The organism is Rheinheimera nanhaiensis E407-8, from assembly GCF_000296695.1.
Taxonomy (GTDB): Bacteria; Pseudomonadota; Gammaproteobacteria; order Enterobacterales; family Alteromonadaceae; genus Alishewanella; species Alishewanella nanhaiensis.
In genome coordinates this window covers 46354-69652 of sequence record NZ_BAFK01000016.1, presented here as the reverse complement: position 1 = coordinate 69652, position 23299 = coordinate 46354, and the positions used below count along the sequence as shown (strand labels likewise).

Genomic DNA, 23299 nt, shown 5'->3' with positions numbered 1-23299 from the left:
CGGCAAAGCTTAACCTAACCAGACGGCCTTACGTGCAACTACTCTTTTCGCAAGCTGGATTGCCGTTCAATTAACTTAACCGGCAGCAACTGCGAGGCGGCCTTAGCGCCATTGATCTGGCCAAGTAATTGCGCCACCAGCAATTTACCACCGGCCTGGGTATCCTGCTTTACCGTGGTTAACGACGGCGTGCAGTAGGCTGACATGGCAATATCATCAAAGCCCACCAGCGCGACCTGCTGCGGCACGCTAATACCCTGCTCCAGCAGCGCTTTCATCGCGCCCATGGCAATAGCATCACTGGCGGCGAAAATACCATCCAGGCTGCCAAGCTGCTTAAACAATGCCTGCTGCGTCTGCACATAACCTGCCTGGGCGGTAAAGTCGGTATTAAGCTGCAGCAGGGGTTCAGGCTTAATGCCGGCGGCCAGCAAGGCGTCCTGATAACCCAGATAACGCATTTCAATTTCGGTGTGGCGGATATCGCCCAAAAAGGCAATCCGCTTGCAACCTTGTGCCAGTAAATGGCTGACCGCCAGCGTAGCGCCCTGACGGTTATCGCTGCCAATAACCGCAAAGGCTTCGCTGCCGGTTGGCGCACCCCAGACGACAAAAGGCACACCGGCACTGCTGAGTTGTTCCACCCGCTCATCATGCTCGCCCTGACCAATCACAATCAGGCCATCGGCGCGTTTAGAATCAAAGTAGTAGCTGCGCCAGTCCTTATCGGTGGTTTTGCTGGTGCTCAACAGCATATCGTAGCCCTGACGGGTCAGCTCATCGGCAATAACCCCGAGAATTTCCAGCAAAAACGGATCGGTAATGGTTTGCTGGGTTTTGGCATCAAACAGAATAATCACGGCGATAGTATGGCTTTTTTGCGTGCGCAGGCTGCGGGCAGTGGCATTGACCTTAAACTGATGTTCGGCCGCAATTTGCTGCACTTTCTCCCGAGTTTGCGCATTAATCACCGGGTTATCGCGCAAGGCGCGTGAGGCGGTAGATTCCGATACACCGGCCAGCCGGGCTATATCAGATAAAGTCAGGGTTTTTACCGGTTTTATTCCCACGTTAACTACTTTTAGTCCGTTTGCACTGCACTTAACGGCAATAATGCCTTAATGGGCACAGGGTCGCAACGGCAGCGTTCAGTAAAGCGGACAATTAAGCAATAAAATTCTTTTGCAATCGTATGCAAAAACAGCAAATCAGCTATTGCAATCGATTGCAATATCACCTATGTTTAAATCAGACCGGCACTACAGCAAGTAAAACAGGCTTAACAAATCCATTAATACGCCGGCGTTATAATCGACAGGATAGCAGGAGAACAACAGATGGTAGCCCGACTCAATAAAATCAGCGCCGCACTGGCACTGCTTTGCAGCATGCCCCTTATTGCCCAGACCAGTTCTGAAACCTCTACTGACACCGAAAGCAAAGGTGAAATAGAGCAAATTGTTGTTACCGGTAAAGCCAGCGGTATGTCTGGCTTTAAAGTAGACAGTAGCTACGCCATTACCAATGTGTCGGCTGAAAACATTGGCCGGCTGGCACCAAAAAGTACTGCTGAGCTGTTTACCGTAGTACCCGGCGTGTGGTCGGAAAGTTCAGGCGGTGTTGCCGGCGCCAATGTGTTTGTGCGCGGTTTCCCCAGCACCGGCGACGCCCCCTTTGTCACCATACAGTTAAACGGTGCGCCCATTTTCCCACCGCCAACGCTGTCGTTTTTAGAAAACTCCTCTATTTTCCGCCTTGATGAAACCGTGCATTTTATGGAAGCACTGCGCGGCGGCTCTACCCCTGTGCTGTCCAACGGCCAGCCCGGTTTAACCACTAACTTCCTGTTAAAAGAAGGCAGTGAAGTCACCGAAGGCCTGGTAAAGTTTTCCAGCTCCAGCTACGGCCTGCGCCGGGTAGATGGCGTCGTCAGCGGTGAGATCGCTGACCGGCTTTACGTGATGGCCGGCGGTTATATCAGCAGCTCAGAAGGCCCACGCGAAACCGGCTTTAACTCGGAAAAAGGCCATCAGTTTACCGTTAACGTCACCAAAGAGCTGGATAACGGTACCATCAACCTTTATACCCGCCAAACCGACGATCACGGTGTCTGGCACTTGCCGGTGCCGCTAAATGTGGCCGGTGTCGACAACAGCTACAGCCAGATTGGCCCGAATAACCGCCTGGGCAGCATTGCCTTTGGCCCGGATGGCGAACAGCAAAGCTATGACTTTGGCGATGGCCGCGGCTGGGACGGCGGCATTACCGGTGGTACTGTTGATTTAGACCTGACCGACAGCTGGCGCTTAATGTACCGCTTTAGCCATATTGCCGGTGAAGCCAATACCTTTGGTCTGGTGCCGGAAGGCGGCGCGATCACGCTTGGCAATGTTGCCGGCGTTAACGGCCCGGTTACCGGCGTCGCCACCGGCACCGAGTATGACGACGATACCGTGGTGCAGCAAATTGGCCGCTGGGTGGTGCTAAAAGACATTGAAGCCTTCACCAACGATATCGCCTTTAGCAAAACTACCGACAACGCGGTGTACACCCTGGGTTACTACGCCACTAACTTCTCGGTGCAGGACTGGTGGTCTATTGGCAACCAGCTATGGCACGTGGTGGAAAAAGGCGGCGAAGCACTAAACGGTATCGACTGTAACGACAACCTGCAAAGCTGCAGCTGGAATTACGACATCGATGCCACCGGTGATGGTGACACCAGTGCTTTTTATGCTGCGGTAGAGTATCAGTTAAACGAGCAATGGCGGGTCGATGCCGGCCTGCGCCGCGAAAACCACAACATCAGCTATGTGGTGGATGAAGGCTTAACCGGCGATATCAGTAAAGCGGTGGATTACGACGAAAGCAAAACCGCCTGGACTGCCGGGGTAAACTGGATGTGGCAGCGCAATATGGGTGTGTTTGCCCGTATCAATAAAGGCAATAAAATGCCGTTTTTTGATGACTTCCGCGACAACTACGGCGCCTTTGAAAATGGCGATAAGCTTATCAAGGAAGTAACCCAGTACGAGTTTGGCTACAAATGGGCCGAACAAAATTACAGCATGTACCTGACAGCATTTTACAACGAAGTAGATGGCGAGCTGTTTGTCACCCGCCCGGGTGCACCGGCTGAAGTGTTAACCACCGAAGCCATGGGTATCGAGTTTGACGCTAACTACCGCGCCGACAACGGCTTTGCCGTTAACCTTAATGCCACTGTACAGGACACCGAGATTACCAACCACCCGGATCCGTTGGTGGTGGGTAATCAGGCTATCCGCCAGCCTGACTGGATGCTGCGCGTTACGCCAAGTTATGGCTTTGACCTGGGCAATATGTACGCGACGGTCTACGGCACCTTATCCTCAGTGGCCGACCGCTTTGGTGACAATGGCAACAGCGTAACACTGGACGGTTACAGCAAAATAGATTTAGGTGTGCAGTTGGATATTACCCAACAGTTAAAAGCCCAGTTATCGGTAGCTAACCTGACCGATAAAGACGGCATTACCGAAGGTGATCCGCGCAATGCCGGCAGCCCGAACGGCCGCTATATTATGCCGCGCAGTATCGATTTTAGTATCAGTTACAGCTTTTAAGATCCTCTCCCCGGTGTTAACCGTATTGCCTCCGCTTAGTGCGGAGGCTTTTTTTTCTGCCCATCTAGTGTATATTTGTACAGTTTTGCTGCCTTTATTGCCCAACCGGAAACCATTATGGATAAAATCGACATTCGCGGTGCCCGCACCCACAACCTGAAAAGCATCTCGCTAACTATACCGCGCGATAAACTGATTGTGATCACCGGCTTGTCCGGCTCGGGCAAATCGTCACTGGCATTTGATACGCTGTACGCTGAAGGCCAGCGCCGCTATGTCGAGTCATTATCGGCTTATGCGCGGCAGTTTTTAAGTTTGATGGAAAAGCCGGACGTCGATCATATCGAGGGCTTATCACCGGCCATTTCGATTGAGCAAAAATCCACCTCGCATAACCCGCGCTCTACCGTGGGCACCATTACCGAAATTTACGACTACCTGCGGTTATTATTTGCCCGCGTCGGTGAGCCGCGCTGCCCGACGCATGACTTACCGCTGGCGGCACAAACCATCAGCGAAATGGTCGACAAGGTCACCACCTTCCCGGAAGGCACCAAACTGATGGTGCTGGCACCGGTGGTGCAGGAGCGCAAAGGCGAGCACGTAAAAACCCTGGAAACCTTAGCTGCCCAGGGCTATATCCGCGCCCGCATCGACGGCGAAGTGTGTGATTTATCTGATCCACCGAAACTGGACTTACACAAAAAGCACACCATTGAAGTGGTGATCGACCGTATTAAAGTGCGCGACGATATTAAAACCCGGCTGGCCGAATCCTTTGAAACCGCGCTCAGTTTATCCGGCGGCGTGGCAAGGGTAGCACTGATGGACGAGCCGGATGCTGAGGAGCTGGTGTTCTCGGCTAACTTTGCCTGCCCCAGCTGCGGTTATTCAATGGTTGAGCTGGAGCCGCGCTTGTTTTCCTTTAACAACCCGGCCGGCGCCTGTCCCAGCTGTGATGGCCTGGGCGTAAAGCAGTATTTTGACCCGAATAAAGTCATTGTCAGCGACGAGCTCAGCCTGGCCGGTGGTGCTATCCGCGGCTGGGATAAGCGTAATTTCTATTATTTTCAGATGTTAAAGTCGTTAGCCGAGCACTACGGTTTTGCGCTGGATGTGCCCTTTAACAGCCTGAGCAAAAAACAGCAGGATGCCATTTTATACGGCAGTGGCCATACGGTAATCGACTTTAAATACTTAAATGACCGTGGCGATATTGTGCAGCGCAGCCACCCGTTTGAAGGTATTTTGCCCAATATGGAGCGGCGTTACCGCGAAACCGAATCCAATGCCGTGCGCGAAGAGCTGAGCAAATACCTGGCGCATCAGGCCTGCCCCAGCTGTCATGGCACCCGTTTGCGCGAAGAAGCGCGCCATGTGTTTATCGGCCAAACCAATCTGCCGCAGGTGGTCGAATTGTCGATTGGCGACTGTATGGCGTTTTTTCAGCAGTTAACGCTGACCGGCCAAAAGGCACAAATTGCCGAAAAGGTATTAAAAGAAATTCAGGACCGCTTAAGCTTTTTGGTTAACGTAGGGCTGAACTACCTTAACCTGTCACGCAGTGCCGAAACCTTATCCGGCGGTGAAGCGCAGCGCATTCGTTTAGCCAGCCAGATTGGTGCCGGTTTAGTCGGTGTGATGTATGTGCTGGATGAACCGTCGATTGGCCTGCATCAGCGCGACAACGACCGCCTGCTGGGCACCCTGACCCACCTGCGAGATTTAGGCAATACCGTGATCGTCGTCGAGCACGATGAAGACGCGGTGCGGATGGCTGACCATATTATCGATATTGGCCCCGGCGCCGGTGTGCATGGCGGCAATATTGTCGCCCAGGGCACGCTGGAACAGGTGATGGCAGCGCCGGACTCCTTAACCGGCCAGTATTTGGCCGGTACGCGCAAAATTGAAGTGCCGCAAAAGCGGCATAAGCCCGGTAAAAAGTGGCTGGAAGTACTGGGCGCCAGCGGCAACAACTTAAAAGACGTTGATATCGCCATTCCATTTGGCCTGATGACCTGTGTTACCGGCGTGTCCGGCTCGGGTAAGTCCACGCTGATTAATGACACCTTATTCCGGGTGGCGCACAAGGTATTAAACAAAGGCGAGGGCGATGACGCCGCGCCGCACCGCGAGATTAAAGGCCTGGACCACTTTGACAAAGTGATTGATATCGATCAGAGCCCGATCGGCCGTACGCCGCGCTCCAATGCCGCCACCTACACCGGCATTTTTACCGCGGTGCGCGAGCTGTTTGCCGGCACTCAGGAAGCGCGCTCACGCGGTTATCAGGTTGGCCGTTTTAGCTTTAACGTTAAAGGCGGCCGCTGTGAAGCCTGTCAGGGCGATGGTGTTATTAAGGTAGAAATGCACTTTTTACCCGATGTCTATGTGCCGTGCGATGTCTGTATAGGTAAGCGCTATAACCGTGAAACGCTGGAGATTAAATACAAAGGCAAAAATATCCACGAAGTGCTGGATATGACGGTCGAAGACGCGCTGGGCTTTTTCGAGGCGATACCGGCGATTAAACGTAAAGTACAAACCCTGATGGATGTGGGCCTGTCTTACATTAAGCTGGGCCAGTCGGCCACCACTTTATCCGGCGGTGAAGCACAAAGGGTGAAACTGGCACGCGAGCTAAGCAAGCGCGACACCGGTAAAACGCTGTATATCCTGGACGAGCCCACCACCGGCCTGCATTTTTACGATATTCAGCAGTTACTGAACGTGCTGCACCGGTTGCGCGATCACGGCAATACCATAGTGGTGATCGAGCATAACCTGGATGTGATTAAAACTGCCGACTGGATTATCGACCTGGGCCCTGAAGGCGGCAGCGGCGGCGGTGAAATTTTAATCGCCGGCACGCCAGAGCAGGTAGCAGCCTGTGAAAAATCCTACACCGGGCATTATTTAAAGCCATTGCTGGGTTAACAGAACAAGAATTCGACAACCCGCGGTCAGTGGGTTATCATATAAAGCAACTTTCGGGCGATATATGAGCTGGAAAATCGACTTTTACCAAGGTGTAGATGAACAGATCCTGGCCATGCCGCCAAAGATGCAGGCAAGAATACTGAAGTTGCTTGAATTGATGGAGAAACATGGCGCAAACTTAGGGCCACCACATACAGAGGCAATGGGTGGCGGCTTATTCGAGATCAGAGCGAAAGCAGCGGAAGGTATAGGCCGCGGACTGTTTTGTTATTTGCAGGGCAAACATATAGTCGTATTACATGCCTTTATCAAAAAGTCACAAAAAACGCCAAAAGCGGATCTTGAACTGGCCCGACAACGGCAAAAAGAGGTGCAAAAATTATGAGTCTGCAAAGGTTTAAGCAACGCGCTTTAGCCAACCCGGATGTCAAAGCTGAGTACGATTTACTGGAAGGTGAATTTGCTTTTATTGATCAGCTACTGTCAATGCGTGCTGAGGCCGGACTTACTCAGGCACAGGTGGCTGAAAAAATGCAAACTCAGAAAAGCAATATCAGCCGTTTAGAACGCGGCAATGCCAACCCAAGCTGGTCTACTTTACTCAAGTATGCTCATGCCTGCGGTTTTGAGTTAACCATCAAACCAGTTAAAGCACAGAGTCATAATCACTAACAACAATGTTATAACCAGCGCCGCACTGTATCGCAGTAAGTCTGATAGTCGGCACCAAATTTTTGCAGTAAAAAGCGCTCTTCCGGCGCTATCTGAAACCGGTTGATATACCACACAAACAGCGGCAGCAAGGCAAAAGCCGCGGCGTTCATCAAATAACACGCCAGCGCTGCCAGTAGCAAAAAAAAGCCAACATACATAGGGTTACGGCTATAGCGGTATATGCCGCGAATGACCAAACTAGAGCTTTGCTGCGGCACCCGCGGATCGACCGTGGTGTTAGCGCGGCGAAACGCCAATACGCCGGCCAGCACTACCGATACTCCGGCAACAGCAAAAGTACCGGCGAATAGCAGCCGCCAGCTAAGTGGCAGCACCAAAGACGGCACCCACTGCGCCAATGCCCACATGGCTACAGCAAATAGCACCACTAACAGCAGCGGCGGAATTTTAAGTTCAAGTGCTTGCATCACTGTTATCCATTTATTTTCTGTAGTTGCATCATACTACTTAGCAAACTTTATCGGCTGAAGTTTTGCTGAACTTACACTTTTAGGCGCAGAAAAGTGTTGAGTTTTCACATTTTTATGCGCAGAAAAGTGTGGGATATTACGTTTTAAGCCGCAGAAAAGTGCGATGCAGCGGTTATGCTTGCTGAAAAATATGTTCACGATGAAAAGCGAGAAACTGTGCTGCGGGATAAAATTTTTCTGGCAAGGCGATGCGCTTGCCATGAAAACTGGCAATGGCTGACATAAAAAACGCATCTGTTGCATCGGTAGCTTGGCTTGATACCACCACTCGATAGTCGTCATCGACGGTAATTAAACCCAGATCAAAGGCTTTATCATGTAATGCTGATAAGGCTAAGCCGTTATGGGGGTTTAGTCGGTTCACTTCGTCTTGGCTCCAAGGCACTATATGGCTGGCAACCAATAACTTGGGGTTGGCCAAACCGCTGATACAGCAGCGTTGGTTATAGGCACTTAATACAGCGCTGCGGAAAAACTGTTGGCCTATGCGCACTGTTACTTCGGCTAACTTTGAGGTACTTTTTTCAGCAATATTGCTTTGAGCAATGCCTTGTTCTGCACCAAACTCTTTCTCGGCTTGCGCCATAGCAATAACAAAAGCAGCCCAATCTTGCTGCATTTCTTGCCACAGAGCTTTATCCGCAGCGGAGGCTCCGGTTAGACCCGAGCGGCCTGTCGATGTGATAGCAGGGTCTAAACTGGCAAGATTCGACAACTTCATTGCCAAAGCTGAAGGTGTGCGGCCAATTAAGTTAGCATACTGGATAATTTCGGGATTTTCGGAATGAAAGCGGCCAAAAGGTAGGCGGCAATACAAGCTAAATGCCACTAAGCTTTGCTGTCTGGTCCAGTGTGATACCGCCATTCACGTTTCCTTGTACGCGTTTTACATATTCAGTTTACTAACTTAGCTTATTAAACCATGTTATTGCTCAACTTATCACGCTGGCAGCGGCAATTTACCTTCTAGCCAAAACTGCTCTGCGCTAAAGCTATGTAGCTGGGTTTCGCCGTGTTGTTTAAACACTACCTGCTGTGCGCTTAGCTCGCACAGCCATTGGCTGCTGTGTTCTGGCTGGTTGGTAGTAAAAGCGCTGGGGTTAAATAAGCCAATACAGTACTCATTGCCCGCGGCACGGGCTGATTGGTATTCAAAAGCGTCAACGCCGGCACTGCGCATGGCGCTGCCCAGCTGCTGGGTGTGCTGGTAGTCAGTTTTACTGGTCAGCATTGCCTGATGCTGGCTAAAAGGTGGCTGGTGCAGCACTATGCCGCGCTTTGTTTGGTAGCGCACGCTGAACAAGGTATGGGCGTTGCGCAGTATGGGTTTGGGCGCCGGCGCTGGCATCGACTGCCAGAAAATCAGCCGGTAATAGGCGGATTCAGCCAGGGTGGCCGCGACTGTGCAGCCGGCATAGAAAATACCCGGCTCATACACGCTGCCAAAACGCGAGCCCCACTTTAACGGCGGGTAACGAAACGGCGTTTTAAGCAAGTAATGTAGGCCTTCAGCTGGCGGCGGTACCGGCGGTTTGGTTTGCTCTAATAACTGCTCTAACAGCGCCTGCTCTTGCAGCGTATCGACCAGGCTAAGGGTAGCGGCTTGCTCCTGGCTTTCTACCAGGCGAAACAGGGTGCCGCTGAGTGAAGTGATATGCTGCTCGCCATTGCAGGCTTGCCAGATCACTGCTTACCCCGCATAGCATCGACCACATGCAGCACCTGCATTAAACCATGCACACTTTGTACCTGTTGCGCCGGTATACCACCGCTAAGCTGATTCGGTGTCTGCATAAAGTGCTGGGTCCAGCTTTTATCACCGCCGGTTAATGCATACAGCGCGCGGGCAATACGAATAAGCAGCAGCGCCAGCTCACCTTGTTTTGAGTTTGGGTCTAACGCCAGTTTTTGCTTAAGCCGGCTGACTGCGGTGCGGTGCACGCCTAACACGGCGGCCAGTTCGGCCTGCTTTAAACCCAGCTGGTCGGCAGCGTTTAGCACCGCCTTGGCCAGTACCTCATCGGCGCTGCTGACGGGTTGTAACAATGCACTCATAACGCCTCCAATGTTGCCATCGCACAAATGATAGCTTAAAAGTGCAAAAATAACAAAGCTGGTATTAAAAGCAGGCATAAAAAAGGGGCAACAATTGTTGCCCCAAAAACGCTAGTGTAGCTACCAGAGAAAATCAGAACTGGCCGGTAACGCCTAAGCTGTAAACTTTGCGAGCTGAATTGTCAGCATTGCTGGCAAAGCGGGCTTCTAACGCCCAGTTGCTGTTAAAGAAGTGCTTGGCATTCAGGCTGTAGTTGTCAGCTTTGTCGTACGACAGGCCAACAGAGGTCATTTTGCTGAAGTAGTAATCGGCTTCGGCTGCCCAGCTTGAGCGGCCATCGTTGTCTGCTAACGCTACGCCTACCGCGATATAACGGCCTTCGTTCAGCGCCGCAAAGTACTTGCTGCTTAACGTGAAGTAGTCAAACTCGTCGTCCACTTCAGCAGTAAAACCCACGTAATCATTGCCTTGCAGCTGGTGGTTGTAGCTGGCAGAGAACCAGTAAGTGGTGCTTTCGTCTTCAGGCTTAACCGCACGGGCCCGCACAATAAAGTTATCTGATACCAGGTAGCCCAGGCCAAATTGGTTAATATAGTCACCGCTTACGCGGTTGTGCTCAGCAGATACCACTAAGCCGTTCGCTGCGAAATACTCGCCGCCCAGGCGCAGGAAGTTTTCGTCAAACGCACGGGAATAACCGGCATTAATGTTGGTTACTTTATTGATGTATTCGAATTGATCTAACGGGCCTAAAGTCACTTTTTTATCGAAGAAGTAAGTGCCGTTTACATGCCAGTTGGTTTCGTTGTCGCCGCTAACACGGACATGGTCAGCGCGCAGTTCAGTGAACAACTGGTACTCTTCTGCAGATACGGCAGTCGTGGCGGCCAGAGCGATAACAGGTAATGCATACTTTAACGTCATTGTTTCAGATCCCTAAGTTGGTGATAGCGGCGCGCATACTACAGAGGGCAGCTTTGAATGTAAAATAAAAGTTCAATTTTATTTTACAAAATAAACCAAATGGCTACTTTTTAACCTTAAAAGGGGACTTTATTCTGATAGCGGCGTTAACTCAGGCTATTTAGCCTAAGCTGCACTAAATAGCGGCGTAACTGTGCTACCCGCTCTGGCCGGTTAAACAGCTGATACAATTGCAGCCAGTCGGCCGGTGGCATCCAGCAGATACCGTCTTGCCAGTGGCAACGCTGCGGCACAAAAGTCCACTGCTGTTGTTGTTGCTGCTGTGCCACCGCAATACCGGCCATCAGCTCTATGTCTGGCCAGCCTGAGCGACTGAAACGGCAAAAGTGGGCTGACATATAAAGCGGGTGAGGCGCGACCGGCTGCAAGCTGAAATTGGCATTAAGCACAGCGCAAATCGCGGCAAAGTCTGCTTCAGCGCAGACGATATCAATATCATTTGGCGCGGCCTCCAGCCCCAGTTGCCACAGCAGGCAACTGCCGCCGATGCCAAATTGAAACGGTTGCAGCAGGGCGCAAAGCTGTTGTAACTGCGTCTTTAACTCAGGGTGTTTCATCTAACGCCTTTATTAGTTGGGCCAGATAGACCAGCTTTTCATTATTGAGCTGACGATAGTCAAAATACGGGCAAACCAACAACCGGTGGTGCTGATCTATAGCAAATTCATTATTCAACCAGTGTAGCTGAGCCGGCAAACCAGCCTCCAGCAAGGTTTTAGCATAAGTGCGGCCGGCAACAATATGCACGGTTTTTTCTGCGGGCGTTAGCTCAGGCGCACTAAATAGCAACGCAGTTTGGCTACCCGCCTGCAACAACTGCCGGTCACGGTACTGCTGCCAGCTTGCGGCCTGCTGTGTATTAAGCGCAAACAACAGCTTGGCATACACATTAAACACTTTGCGCCAGCCATTACCACAGGCACGGTAAATCAGTTCAATTTCGCCGCACTGCAACGGCTCTACCCGCTGTAAATCGGCGTACTCGGCCATTGGCGGTTTGTTCGCTATGTAAACATTTACCTGCGCCCCGGCGTCGCCCAGCCCGATACCGTTTTGTGCAGCACCTGTCATAACATGCATTTCCTGATTTGCTCAGCCTTCAATAAACCGGTTACTGTAGCATAAGCGGTTGCTCTGTATGGTATTGCAGGGTAATTTTGATTGTCACTTCGCCAGGGAATGCTTATGTCATCTGTTACTGTCACCACGATAAACCGGCTGGATAATTGGCTAATGCAGATCTCGCCGCCTGAGAATACCGTTGGTTTTCGCCGTTTTTGCTGGGAATTCTGGTTTTTTGGTCTGAAGCAGGCCCGTGCCTGCTTATTTGTTGCATTATTTTTTGCCGCAGTATTGCTGGTGCCACGCAGTGGTATTATCGGCCTGCCTCGTTATGATGTGTTGTTAATACTGGCGCTGATAATTCAGGTTTGGATGGTATGGAGTAAACTCGAAACGGTTGATGAGCTAAAAGCAATTTGCCTGTTTCACCTGGTCGGGTTTGCGCTTGAGGTGTTTAAAACCTCCGGTGCTATTCAATCATGGAGTTACCCGGATTTTGCTTACAGTAAAGTGTTTGGTGTGCCGCTGTTTGCCGGCTTTATGTATGCAGCCGTCGGCAGCTACATCATTCAAAGCTGGCGTCTCATGCAGCAAAGGGTTGCGCATCACCCGCCATATTGGATGGCAGTGTTGGTGGCAGTGCTAATTTACGCCAACTTCTTTACTCATCATTACATTGGTGATTACCGCTGGTATATCGCTGCTGCAACACTGGGGCTGTATGCCCGCACTGTTGTCTACTTTACACCACTGGATCGAGAACGCAGTATGCCACTACTTTTGGGGTTTATCCTGGTCGGATTCTTTATTTGGTTAGCAGAAAACATTAGTACTTTTATGGGTTTATGGAGCTACCCGAACCAACTTGGTGCCTGGTCAGCAGTACATCTGGGAAAATGGAGTTCATGGTCAATGTTAGTCATCATGACGTTTACCATCGTTGCCCAGCTAAAGTATGTTAAGCAACGGATTGACGTTCCCCGCTAAATAGCAAAAAGGCAGCCGCAGCTGCCTTTTTCACGCTATAACGCCAGCGTTAAGCGTCTTTTTGCAACAGGTATTCTACCAGTTGCTGCAGCTCAGCGCTGAGATTACGCTGGCTCAGCGCCGCGTTATTAATTTTATATTTGCCATTGACGATAAGCAGCGGTACACCGGTTAACACCCGGCGGTTAGACAGCTCGTCCTGCTCTTTCTTCATCTGGTTGGCCGCACCACGGATAGAAAAGCTCTTCATGGCTTTATCAAAGGTTTCGCCGTCAATATCATGCACCAGCACCAGATTGCGGATATCGTTTTCATTGCTAAAAGGCGCGCGGGCGCGGTGGATCTGGTTAAAAATAGCGTTGGCGACCTGATCGCCTTTACCCAGGTTCTTCGCCACCAGATAAGCGCGGGCCAGCGCATTTTGTAGCTCGGGTGAGGCAGCGCGGATAAAGTCGACATGCACCTTTTTAAACTCGACGCCCTCTGGCAGGTTTTTTGCCAAATTCTGCGCTACCGGTTCAAAGGCATTACAACCACCACAATAAAACGAAAAATATTCTTTAACTTCCGGCTTCGCAGTTACCTGTTCGGCCACCACCTCGTAGTGCTTACCTTGTTCAAACTTGGGCGCACTGTCAGCACAGGCCGCCAGTGGTAACATCAGTGCAACTGCAATAACAGATAACAGCTTTTTCATTGTGTTTTACATCCTTCATTAGGCTTGTTGGCCACAGCTTAGCAAAAACTCAGTAGTCTGGCACCAGTGAAAGTGGTGGCTGTTGCAGTAAATACAACTGCTCTTTTAGCGCCAGGCATTGTTGTTCCCAGTATTTGTCTGTGGCAAACCAGGGAAAGTTCAGCACAAAGGCCGGATCCTGCCAGCGCCTGGCCAGCCAGGCCATATAATGGATCATCCGCATGGCGCGCAGCGGCTCAATCAGCTTCAGCTCGGCCGGGTCAAAGTCGCAGTATTGCTCATATTCTTCCAGCATCAGCTCTAAGGTGTAGCGCTGCTGCTGGCGGTCACCCGATAACATCATCCACAAGTCCTGAATAGCCGGGCCCATGCGGCAATCATCCAGATCAACAAAAAACGGCCCTTCATTATGATAAAACAGGTTACCGGCATGGCAGTCGCCATGCAGCCGGATCAGCTGACGCGGCTTGTATTGCCGTACACACTCGTCAATGACCTGCTTCAGCACGGTATCAAAGGCGGGTCTAAGGTAAGGCGGAATAAACTCCAGGCTGTTTAACACCTGCTGGCTTTGCAGCAGGTGGCTGTCGATGCTCAGCGCAGGCCGGTGGCTGAACGGCCTGGTTTTCGCCACCTGATGCATGCGGCCTAAAAACCGCCCCAACATGGCCAGCTGGTCGTCGTTGTCTATCTCCAGCGTGCGGCCACCACGGCTGGGGTACAGGGCCAGCTGATAACCGGCGTACTGCAGCAACGACTGACCATTAATACGCAGCGGCGCCACCAGTGGAATGTCGGCAGCGCTTAGCTCAAAAGCAAAGTCATGCTCTTCCTGTAACTGTGCCGGGCTCCAGCGCTGCGGCCGGTAAAACTTTACCACATACTTTTGTGCCTGCAGTGCCTCGCCCTGCCAGGCACTGAACTGGTACACCCGGTTTTCATAGCTGTTCAGTGCGCTAAGGCCAGAGCTGATGTCCAGACCATACTGCTGCAGCGCGTCGATGATCAGATCCGGCTGCAGCGCCGCGAAATCAAAACTGGCCATTAAGGATTACCGGTAAAGAAACGGCTGTGCTGCTCGAGCACCTGGCCGCTGTCGCTTTGCGCCACGCTGAAATTAATATCCAATGATTTAGCCGTGCTGGCGTAAGGGTCCATCACCAGGCTTATCGGTACATTGCGCGTTTCCCCGCCCTGTAAACTCACCTGTTGCTCACCAATCCAGCCCAGTTCTACTTCAGCTGCCACCGACAGCTTGAAAGTAACCGCCTGCTGTGACTTGTTGGAAATACTTAAGGTAAAGGTATTTTCAATTAAGCCATCATTACTGATGCGGTACAAAGCGCCACGGTCGCGGATAATATTCATCTCAAACGGCACCCGGCTGTATAAGGTCCAGACAAAGGCACTGCACACCACCAGTAACACCAACAGGTAGCCCAGTAGTTTTGGCCGCAATACCTTAGTCGGTTTACCGTTTAAACTGTGCTCGGTGGTGTAACTGATAAGGCCAGTCGGGTAGCCCATTTTCGTCATGGTGTCGTCGCAGGCATCAATACAGGCGCCGCAGTTAATACACTCGTACTGCAGGCCGTTACGAATGTCGATGCCGGTGGGGCACACCTGTACACAGAGGTTGCAGTCGATACAATCACCCAGCCCCTTGTCTTTATAGTCTTTATCTTTGCGGCTGCGCGGGCCACGGTTTTCGCCGCGCTTCTCATCATAAGTCACGGTAAAGGTGTCTTTATCAAACATCGCCGACTGAAAACGGGCATAAGGGCAAATGTGCGTACACATAATTTCCCGCATCCAGCCCGCATTGCCGTAGGTACAGAGGGTAAAAAACAGCACGGACAACACGGCCCAGAAACCGGCTTCCAGGGTAAAAAACCCGACAAATAGCGGTGCCACCGGTGTAAAGTAACCGACAAAAATCAGTGCTGTGAGTAGCGAGAAGGCCAACCAGCAAAAGTGGGTAGCCGCCTTTTTGAAAAACTTGCCAACCGACCAGGGATCGGCATCCAGCTTCATGCGCTGATTGCGTGTGCCCTGAATTTTCTCTTCAAACCAGATGAAAATAAAAGTCCACACCGACTGTGGGCACAAATAGCCGCACCAGACCCGGCCATAAAAAGTGGTGACAAAAAACAGCGCATAAGCGGCGATAATAAAAATCCACGCCAGGATAGTGAAATCCTGCGGCCACAGCGTTAAGGCAAAAATATTGAATTTCTGCTCGCCAATATCCAGCAATATGGCCTGATGGCCATCATAACGCAGCCAGGGCAACAGCATAAACAATCCCATAAAGACAAAGCCCATATAGCGCCGTATTGCCTGGTGTAAGCCCTTTACCGCCCGCACGTAAATGCGGTCGCGCGGATGATAGACAGCAGCTTTGCCGGCGTCGGGTTTATGCACCTCAACGTGCACAGGAATGTTTTTAATATCTATTTTTTGCTGATCCACGACGGTCCCCGTTACTGCATGTGCCGCTGAGTATAACAGTTTAGCGGCAAAAAATTTTGACCTGTAGCAAAGCAACTTCTGTGCCTGCAGCAATACAGCGCTTTTCGGCCTTATTCCCTGAGCCACTGACAACCTGTGTGACAACAGCAGTGCTAAACTGACAACCAGGTTGACAGCGGTTATCAACAGCAGAGCGATGCACTATGCACGGTAATCCGTTACAATGGCCGCCTGTTGTTAGCGGAGTACTCCCAGATGAAGAAGTTTTTTTGGTTAGTGGTCATCATTTTACTGCTGATCACCTTTTCTGATCATGACCTGATCCGCCCCTATAAAGAGCAGCTGTTCGAGCTGGTACTGGACAAGGCCGCTATTGCCGCTGACGATAACGAGGCCGCGCTGCGCAGAACCCGTAAACAATTGTTAGAACTGTCTGCCCAATGGGGAGAGGGTCAGCGGGCGCAACTGGAAAAAGCCAGCAGCAGTCTGGAGAGTTTGCAGCGCTTTCGCCGTGATTATTGTGTTAACAAAGACTTCAACCCGATCCTGTTCGGTGAGCCCTTGCGGCAAAGCTGCAGCATTATTGAAAATAACTACCACAATTTAACCAAACCCTAAGCAGAGGACAGCCCATGCGTACCTGCGGTATCGAAATTAAAGGCAGCGAGGCCATCATCTGCCTGATGACCCTGAAAAATGGCTTGTTTGAGCTGCCAGACTGCCGGCAGACCCGTTTTGTGCTAAGCAATGACAGTGACCAGCAGCAAATGCGCCATTTTCAGTTTACCTTTGCCAAATTTATTGAAGATTATCAGGTTAGCCAGTTGGTGATTAAAGAGCGGCCGCAAAAAGGCAAATTTGCCGGCGGCGCCGTGGGCTTTAAAATTGAAGCCGCCTTGCAACTGATTGCCGGCTGTAACTGTGCGGTGATCAGTGCCAGCGAGATTAAAGAGCAGCTAAAACGCCACCCGCTGCCGGTAGACTTTAAAGCCACCGGGCTGAAGGTGTTTCAGGAAACTGCCTTTGTAGCAGGTTATGCTTACCTGATGAAATAAACTGCCTTACTTTTTTGGCCGGTTCAGGCTGCGCGTGACCGGCTTAGTCGCCTGCAGGATCAGCTTGCGGATTAATTTAGACTTGGCTTCACCGGTGGCACGGCTTAATTCATTCAGTGCGTCAATCGCTTCCTGGCTTAAAGTGAAAGTGGCGTGGCGCATTGGCAGCCGGCTATTGTCGTCTTCTTCATCAGGCAGCATCTGGCGCATGCTGACAATACGCGGCATGCCCAACGCATAATTGGTGGCATCGTCAATAAACTCGTCAGCCGTGAAACCGGGTTTACCGGGCGGCTGCGACTTTTTCTTCAGATCGGTCAGCGCCATCTTCTTGTATCGCCTTCATTGCCAGTAACTCGGTTACTATATCACGGATTTCCTGCGCGGCTTTGCCATCAGGTTCAACGTCCATCACTGACAGGCCTTTTTCTTCACTGTCATCATAGGCATTGCGGTTGTAGGTAATAGCATCCAGCACGCGGATATTGAACGATTTACATACTTCTTTGGCTTCAAGAATACGATTGGCCTGATTCGGTAACGACGGGCATTGGGTAATCACACAGCCGACAATCATCTCAGGGTTTACCACATTACAGGCGCTGACTAAATCTTCCAGATGCTCCAGCGTTTTCAGGTCACGCCGCTTTGGCCGAAGCGGAAACAATACATGCGAAGCCACCACCATGGCCGAGCGTAACGCCACGCTATCCTGACCACCACAGTCGACAATCACCACGTCGTAGTGCATTTCCAGGCTTTTCAGTTCATAGCGGATTTTGCCGTACATTTGTACGCAGTTAATCCAGGGTAAGGATGGGTCCAGATGACGTTCCTGCACCCAGTCTGAAGACGTGCGCTGGGGGTCGCAATCGACCAGCATCACGTTGGCGCTTCGCTCACGGGAAAAGTACACCGCAATATTTTGCGCCAGACAGCTTTTTCCGCTGCCACCTTTTTCACCACCAACTAACAAAATCATCGGGCTACCCTCATCTGTACTTATGGCTGTCAGGCTGCTGACAGGGCCGTGCAGATAAGTGTAGATGACAACGGCAACTACACCAGTAAATTGACGAAAGAATTACGGCTAACTAAATGCTTTGCAAGGCATTAGTGTTAGCCGCATTGTAAAAAATCAGCGGCCGGTTCAGGCCGTTTAAGCGCGGCGGCGTAACAGCAGCAGGCCAAGTGGCAGCAATGTCAGCCAGCTCAGGCTACCGCCGGCGCTGTCGTTGCTAGCCGGTGGCGGCGCACTGTTAGGCACTAAGCTTAAGGCTGCGGCAGTATTGCTGCGGGCATCCACGACCACCACCGATTCGATAGTAATTAAGTTATCTGCCGCCAGCGGCTTGTTATCGTCCCGATCGCTGCTGCTGTAGTTACGCAGCGGTAAATCATCGATACCGGGAAAGTTGTAGCGTGGCAACGCCGCTATAGCATCTATTACCGCCATATCGGCCGAGCTTATCTGGCCAAATACACTGAAACCGCTGTTTTGCACATCCAGATTGGCGCCATTGTTCGCCAGATTAATAAACCACTGGCTGGTGGCGCTGTTAGGGTTATTCGGCAGCTTTGCCATTGCCACGGTTGCACGCACATTTGACCATTTTGGCTCATTAACAATAGCGGCATTGGTGCTGATGGCTTTCAGTGGCAACTGCTGATCAAAGGTAAACCCCCCGCCCTGGATCACAAAGCCGGGTACCGAACGGTGAATGACAGTACCGTCATAACGGCCGGCACTGACATAATTCAGAAAGTTCTGCACCGTGACCGGTGTGGTTTCGTCAAACAGGTTAATTTCAAACTTACCGACATTGGTCGTCACTTCGACGATGGTAGCTTGTGCCAGGCCGGCACTCGCTAGCCAGCCGGCGGCAGCACAGGCTATTGCTTTTACGGTTTTTTTGTTCACAGCTTTTAGGCTCCGCAACGTTAACTGGCAGGCAGCATAAGACAGCCGGCAAGTTAAAATCCACTGCGCTTACAATTAATTACGCTTAGTTACACGACTATCAAGGTCAGCCGCTTTCTTGCGCCGGTTGCCGCGGCCCGCCGGCTTGGTCGCGGCCTTTTTGCCCCGCCAGGGCCGCTTAGGTTGTGGCGGCAAACCGACAGGCACATTGTTTGCCGCCGCCGCAATAAGCTGGGTTAACTCGGCCTGCAGCGGCTGCATAAAGGCCTGATAGCTTTGCTGGCGCTGACAAATCGCATTTAACGCCGCCTCCCAGCGCGCTGTCATATCTGGCAGTACCGCCTGTTCGGGTAATGCCGCGACAAGCGCCTTGCCGGTGGCGGTAGCATGGATCTGTTTACCCTGGCGCGTCAGATAACCACGTTTAAACAACAGCTCAATAATGCCGGCGCGGGTAGCCTCGGTCCCCAGCCCGTCGGTGTCACGCAAAATACTGCGGATCTTGTCATCTTTTACAAAACGGCTGATACCGGTCATTGCAGCTAACAGGCTGGCATCGGTAAAAGCCGCCGGCGGCCGGGTTTGCTTTTCTAACACCGTAGCAGCAGTGCAGGTCAGCGGCTGCCCAACAACCAGAGCCGGCAAACGGCTATTTAGCGCTGCCGCATCATCGCCGGCCTCTGGTGCAGCACCCTTACTATCAGGTGCCATACTGTCCTCTGCCGGGCCGCGAAACAATTGCTTCCAGCCGGCACTTTGCTCTGTGCGCGCTTTGGCAATAAAAGCACCGCCGGCAATATTCAGCTCAACACTGTGATCACGGTAGCGATAAACCGGGTAAAACTGCGCCAGATACTGACGGGCAATCAGCCGGTACAAACGCTGCTCGGTCAGGCTCAGCTTAGTAAGGGGTAACTGTTTTTCGGTCGGGATAATAGCGTGATGTGCCAGCACCTTAGCCTCGTTCCAGGCTTTGCTGACCAGTGTCATATCAGCCCGGGTTACACCATCGGCCAGGCTGTGATCATTTGCGCCAATGGCCGCACAGACCTTCGCTGATAGTTTTCGTTGCTCGGGTGGTAAATAACGGCAATCAGAGCGCGGATAGGTAATCAGCTTGTGCCGCTCATACAACTGCTGGCAACTGTCCAGCACCTGCTGTGCGCTCAGGCCATAGCGTTTAGCCGCATCAATTTGCAGCGCCGATAAATTATACGGCAAGGGTGGTGCCTGTTTACCATCCTGCTGCTGCACGGTGGTAACACTGGCTGGCTGGCCACTGATTTTTTGCTGTACCTTTTCGGCCAGCGCTTTGCTTAGCACCCGCCCTTCCTCATCTTGCCAACGAACACAGGCACTGCTGGGTTGCCAAAGTGCGTGAAATGCCTGCTGCTCTGACGAAGCGGGCTCTGTTGTGTGTAGCTCAGCCCGAACCTGGTAGTAGGTTGCACTGCAAAAATCGGCAATCTGCTGGTCACGTTTCACTACTAAACCTAATACGGGCGTTTGTACCCGGCCAACCGACAACACCCCCTGATAACCAGCTTTTTGCCCCTGCAGGGTGTAAGCCCGCGTCATATTTAAGCCGTACAACCAGTCTGCCCGGCTGCGCGCCAGCGCCGACGTCGACAGGGCGGCAAAGTGCTTATTGGGCTGCAATTGCTTAAGTGCCCGGCTCACCGCCGGTGGGTTCAAATCATTGATTAATAAGCGCTGAGTATCAGCCAGTTTGGCAGCACTGACACCGCAATACGCCAGCACTTCATCCACCAGCAATTGTCCTTCACGATCAGGGTCTCCGGCATGGACTATCTGATCAGCCTGGCGTAGTAACCTTTTCAACACGTTAAGCTGCTGTTCAGCTGACTTGCGTACTTTCAATAACCATTTATCCGGCACTATCGGCAGGGGAGCCATTTGCCAGCGTTTGTAGTCGGGGTTGTAATCTTCCGGCTCGGCCTGCTGTAATAAGTGGCCGATACACCAGCTGACCACGTCACCATTGGCAAGGCGGATACAACCTGCCTCTTTGTGCTGCGGTTTGGCTAATACGGCAGCAATAGCGCGGCCAAGGCTGGGTTTTTCGGCAATATAAAGGATCATGGCACCGCCTTAACTGTTCATTTATACAGTAATTTAGCTGCCACTGCGGTAAGATGCAAAGAAAATGTAATTAAAATTTGGCTTTAGGCCAAAAGTGCTTAAAATGGCGATTCGGTTACACCCGTTAAGCTCTGGTATTTTCACCCACGTCAGTTGGATAAATTACGATGCAATATAGTGAAGTTAAAAAAATCTGTGATGAGTTGCACAAGACCGGCAAGCCCGTTTCATTAGATTATTTAATTTCAAAAGTACCCGGCGCACAGGCCAGTCTGGTTGTACACTATCAAAAGTGGCGTAACGAGCAGGCAAACCGCGCACCGGCGCCAGCCGAAGTAACGGGGGACAGTATGTTCAGTGCCGACTTTATCACTGCGTTTCAGAACGAGGCTGAAAAGCATGCTAAAAAGCTGACCGACCAGCTTAACCAGCAGTTACAACAAGCCATGCAGGCCGAAGTATTAGCCGCCGAGCACAACCGCGAACTGCAACTTGAAGTTGAACAGTTACAACAACGTAAAACCGAGCTGGAAATCAGCCTGGCGCAGCAGCAACAGCAGCTTTCCACCCAGGCAGAAAAGTACGCCGCCTTAACGGAAGAGCGCGACCAGGCCGTTAAATTAAGCCAAAGCCAGCAAAAAACCCTGGCTGATACCGAGCAGCAACTGGCACAGTTGCAAGAAACGCTCGACAGCACAACACAACAACTGCATAGCAAACAAAGCGAGCTGGAGAGTGCACAGCAGCAGCTGGCTGCCGCCCGGCAAGAGGCAGAGCAAGCTAAGCAGCAGGCGGAGCAAATTCAGTTAAAACTGATCAGCGCGCAACAAACCCAGGATGAGCTGGAAGAGCAACTGCAAAACGAGCAGCAGTTACACCAGCAAAAATTACAGCAGCTACAAGACGAGTTGGCGGCAGCAGAGCAAGAGCTGGAACCGTTGAAAGAGCAGTTAGCCAAGGCGCAAGCTGCCGAGCAGCAACTGAGTGCATTACAGCAATCTGAAGCCAGTGTTAAAGCCGAATTGGCCGCCGCACAACAAGCCTCGAAAAAAGCCCTGCAAGACTTACAAACCCGCGAGCATGACGTGACTGAACTGCAGGCCATGCTGGATGAGTTTGAAACCAAGTTACAACAAGCCACTAAAACTGAAACCCAGGCAGTGGCGTTAAATAAGCGACTGCAGGCGCAACTGGAGCAGTTGCAAAATTCGGTGCAGGAGCAAGGTGGCAAGGCCGCCGATCAGGCCGCCCTGGTAGCCGCACAAGCGGCGCTGGCGGAAGAACGTGATAAGGCCCTGCAACAACTCACTGAAGTGCAACAGCAATTAACGCAGGCGCAGCAGCAGGCCGAAAAACTGCAAGCCGAGCGAGAGCAACTGCAGGCTAAGCTGGAGCAAATACCACAGGGCGAAGCCCCGGTTGAAGTGGTAGTTGATGACGCACAGCAACAGGCCGCGCAGGAAACCATCGCCCGCTTAGAGAAAGAAGTTGACACCCTGAGCAAGCAGCTAAGCGAGCTGACCAAACAGTTAGACCACAGCCAGCGCGATGCCGAAGTACAGCGCGACAATGCCCTTAAAGCTGAGCAGCAGTTAGATGCGATGCAAAAAGCGCAAAGCACCGAAATTGACGACTCGCAGGATATCCAGGCCACACTGGAGCAATTGCGCGCCAATAACGCCATGTTAAAGGAGCAAAGCGCTATCACTGCCGGCCATCAGGCTGAGCAACGTGAAGTTATCCGCCAGCTGCGCGAAGAGCTACAGCAACAGCGTGATATGGTCGCCGATATGCAGCTGGAGCAGGACAAACTTAAAAAGCAAAAATCACAACTGGAACAGCAAGTTAGCTTTGTAAAAGATAACGCTGCAGCCACGATAGAACGCTTAACCCGCTACCGCGAACAGGCACAGGAAAAAATTGAAAAGCTGGAGAAAAAGCTCAGTAAATTGTCCGATGCCTGATAGCCGTTGCAGGTTTTCAGCAATCACGGTGCTGTTATGCAGCACCGTGTTTTTATCCTCATGCAGCAGCCCAAACCACATTAAGCAGCAGATCGGTGAGCAGGCCGTTATTAAACGCTTTGCCGACGGCGAACTCGCTGGCCGCTTTCATAACCTTTAGCGCCCACAGCAGGGTTGGCCTGCCTACCCGGCAAGCTGCGAGCATGATTGCTATCCGGCCCATGCTGATGTCAGCTGCCAACAGC

The 23299-nt window shown here is 51.7% G+C and carries 24 protein-coding genes; 8 read left to right on the top strand and 16 right to left on the bottom strand.

Translation table 11 applies throughout. The annotated features are described in order from the left end of the window. Positions 1–38: 38 nt before the first annotated feature. Positions 39–1070, bottom strand: coding sequence for a LacI family DNA-binding transcriptional regulator (locus RNAN_RS13180; RefSeq protein ID WP_008222566.1), 1032 nt, complete (start codon positions 1068–1070; stop codon positions 39–41). Between the two features lie 267 nt (positions 1071–1337). Between RNAN_RS13180 and RNAN_RS13175 the strand changes: the two genes are divergently transcribed. From RNAN_RS13175 to RNAN_RS13160, 4 genes are all read left to right on the top strand, one after another. Further along, positions 1338–3605, top strand: a complete 2268-nt coding sequence (locus RNAN_RS13175) for a TonB-dependent receptor (RefSeq protein ID WP_008222562.1) — start codon at positions 1338–1340, stop codon at positions 3603–3605. A gap of 117 nt (positions 3606–3722) precedes the next feature. Beyond that, on the top strand, positions 3723–6545 hold the full coding sequence (gene uvrA / locus RNAN_RS13170) for an excinuclease ABC subunit UvrA (RefSeq protein ID WP_040552173.1): 2823 nt from the start codon (positions 3723–3725) through the stop codon (positions 6543–6545). A gap of 64 nt (positions 6546–6609) precedes the next feature. Continuing rightward, positions 6610–6933: a type II toxin-antitoxin system RelE/ParE family toxin gene (locus tag RNAN_RS13165; protein WP_008222557.1), complete on the top strand. Its 324-nt coding sequence runs from the start codon at positions 6610–6612 to the stop codon at positions 6931–6933. After that, positions 6930–7220 carry a helix-turn-helix domain-containing protein gene (locus RNAN_RS13160; RefSeq protein ID WP_008222555.1) on the top strand — a complete coding sequence of 97 codons (291 nt, stop codon included), beginning with the start codon at positions 6930–6932 and terminating at the stop codon, positions 7218–7220. Before RNAN_RS13165 ends, RNAN_RS13160 begins: the two co-directional genes overlap by 4 nt. An 8-nt stretch (positions 7221–7228) precedes the next feature. Here the strand turns inward: RNAN_RS13160 and RNAN_RS13155 are convergent, their stop codons facing one another. The 7 genes from RNAN_RS13155 to RNAN_RS13125 form a co-directional block, all read right to left on the bottom strand. Then, complete coding sequence (locus RNAN_RS13155) at positions 7229–7690, bottom strand: methyltransferase family protein (RefSeq protein ID WP_008222552.1); 462 nt, start codon at positions 7688–7690, stop codon at positions 7229–7231. 175 nt (positions 7691–7865) lie between these two features. Beyond that, positions 7866–8618, bottom strand: coding sequence for an HNH endonuclease (locus RNAN_RS13150; protein ID WP_008222548.1), 753 nt, complete (start codon positions 8616–8618; stop codon positions 7866–7868). A 75-nt stretch (positions 8619–8693) separates the two neighbouring features. Then, the gene (locus tag RNAN_RS13145) at positions 8694–9440 is read right to left on the bottom strand and encodes an RES family NAD+ phosphorylase (RefSeq protein WP_008222546.1); all 747 of its coding nucleotides are present in this window, start codon (positions 9438–9440) and stop codon (positions 8694–8696) included. Beyond that, complete coding sequence (locus tag RNAN_RS13140; protein WP_040552172.1) at positions 9437–9808, bottom strand: MbcA/ParS/Xre antitoxin family protein; 372 nt, start codon at positions 9806–9808, stop codon at positions 9437–9439. Before RNAN_RS13140 ends, RNAN_RS13145 begins: the two co-directional genes overlap by 4 nt. Before the next feature lie 133 nt (positions 9809–9941). Next, positions 9942–10733 (bottom strand): putative porin, encoded by a 792-nt coding sequence (locus RNAN_RS13135; protein WP_008222542.1) that lies wholly within the window; start codon positions 10731–10733, stop codon positions 9942–9944. A 146-nt stretch (positions 10734–10879) separates the two neighbouring features. Further along, on the bottom strand, positions 10880–11350 hold the full coding sequence (locus tag RNAN_RS13130) for a hypothetical protein (RefSeq protein ID WP_008222540.1): 471 nt from the start codon (positions 11348–11350) through the stop codon (positions 10880–10882). Then, a complete protein-coding gene (locus RNAN_RS13125; protein ID WP_008222537.1) occupies positions 11337–11864 on the bottom strand; it encodes a DUF6942 family protein in 528 nt (175 codons plus the stop codon). Before RNAN_RS13125 ends, RNAN_RS13130 begins: the two co-directional genes overlap by 14 nt. Positions 11865–11978: 114 nt before the next feature. Between RNAN_RS13125 and RNAN_RS13120 the strand changes: the two genes are divergently transcribed. After that, positions 11979–12842, top strand: a complete 864-nt coding sequence (locus tag RNAN_RS13120; RefSeq protein WP_008222535.1) for a DUF817 domain-containing protein — start codon at positions 11979–11981, stop codon at positions 12840–12842. A gap of 49 nt (positions 12843–12891) precedes the next feature. Here the strand turns inward: RNAN_RS13120 and RNAN_RS13115 are convergent, their stop codons facing one another. Genes RNAN_RS13115 through ccoG form a run of 3 tightly spaced genes read right to left on the bottom strand, consistent with a single transcriptional unit; the run spans position 12892 to position 16011 of the window. Next, on the bottom strand, positions 12892–13539 hold the full coding sequence (locus RNAN_RS13115) for a thiol:disulfide interchange protein DsbA/DsbL (RefSeq protein WP_008222532.1): 648 nt from the start codon (positions 13537–13539) through the stop codon (positions 12892–12894). Between the two features lie 49 nt (positions 13540–13588). Then, complete coding sequence (locus RNAN_RS13110; protein ID WP_008222531.1) at positions 13589–14584, bottom strand: serine/threonine protein kinase; 996 nt, start codon at positions 14582–14584, stop codon at positions 13589–13591. Beyond that, on the bottom strand, positions 14584–16011 hold the full coding sequence (gene ccoG / locus RNAN_RS13105; protein WP_040552171.1) for a cytochrome c oxidase accessory protein CcoG: 1428 nt from the start codon (positions 16009–16011) through the stop codon (positions 14584–14586). Before ccoG ends, RNAN_RS13110 begins: the two co-directional genes overlap by 1 nt. Positions 16012–16266: 255 nt before the next feature. Between ccoG and RNAN_RS13100 the strand changes: the two genes are divergently transcribed. Together RNAN_RS13100 and RNAN_RS13095 are read left to right on the top strand one after the other, a co-directional pair. Next, complete coding sequence (locus RNAN_RS13100) at positions 16267–16629, top strand: hypothetical protein (RefSeq protein WP_008222528.1); 363 nt, start codon at positions 16267–16269, stop codon at positions 16627–16629. Positions 16630–16643: 14 nt separating this feature from the next. Then, a complete protein-coding gene (locus tag RNAN_RS13095) occupies positions 16644–17066 on the top strand; it encodes a DUF3010 family protein (RefSeq protein ID WP_008222527.1) in 423 nt (140 codons plus the stop codon). Between the two features lie 6 nt (positions 17067–17072). On the opposite strand, the gene RNAN_RS13090 is transcribed toward RNAN_RS13095, so the two are convergent. The 4 genes from RNAN_RS13090 to RNAN_RS13075 all read right to left on the bottom strand — a co-directional run bounded on the left by RNAN_RS13090 (position 17073) and on the right by RNAN_RS13075 (position 21090). Next, positions 17073–17393, bottom strand: coding sequence for a ribbon-helix-helix protein, CopG family (locus RNAN_RS13090; RefSeq protein WP_008222526.1), 321 nt, complete (start codon positions 17391–17393; stop codon positions 17073–17075). Further along, positions 17350–18048: a nucleotide-binding protein gene (locus tag RNAN_RS13085; RefSeq protein WP_008222525.1), complete on the bottom strand. Its 699-nt coding sequence runs from the start codon at positions 18046–18048 to the stop codon at positions 17350–17352. Before RNAN_RS13085 ends, RNAN_RS13090 begins: the two co-directional genes overlap by 44 nt. 177 nt (positions 18049–18225) lie before the next feature. Beyond that, positions 18226–18987 (bottom strand): peptidylprolyl isomerase, encoded by a 762-nt coding sequence (locus RNAN_RS13080; RefSeq protein WP_008222524.1) that lies wholly within the window; start codon positions 18985–18987, stop codon positions 18226–18228. 75 nt (positions 18988–19062) lie between these two features. Continuing rightward, positions 19063–21090, bottom strand: coding sequence for a DNA topoisomerase III (locus RNAN_RS13075; protein ID WP_008222523.1), 2028 nt, complete (start codon positions 21088–21090; stop codon positions 19063–19065). 167 nt (positions 21091–21257) lie between these two features. Here RNAN_RS13075 and RNAN_RS13070 point away from each other — a divergent pair, with 167 nt between their 5' ends. Beyond that, positions 21258–23054: a coiled-coil domain-containing protein gene (locus RNAN_RS13070; protein WP_008222522.1), complete on the top strand. Its 1797-nt coding sequence runs from the start codon at positions 21258–21260 to the stop codon at positions 23052–23054. Between the two features lie 58 nt (positions 23055–23112). Here RNAN_RS13070 and RNAN_RS19355 read toward each other — a convergent pair whose 3' ends face one another. Then, complete coding sequence (locus RNAN_RS19355; RefSeq protein WP_202802302.1) at positions 23113–23295, bottom strand: hypothetical protein; 183 nt, start codon at positions 23293–23295, stop codon at positions 23113–23115. Positions 23296–23299: the final 4 nt, after the last annotated feature.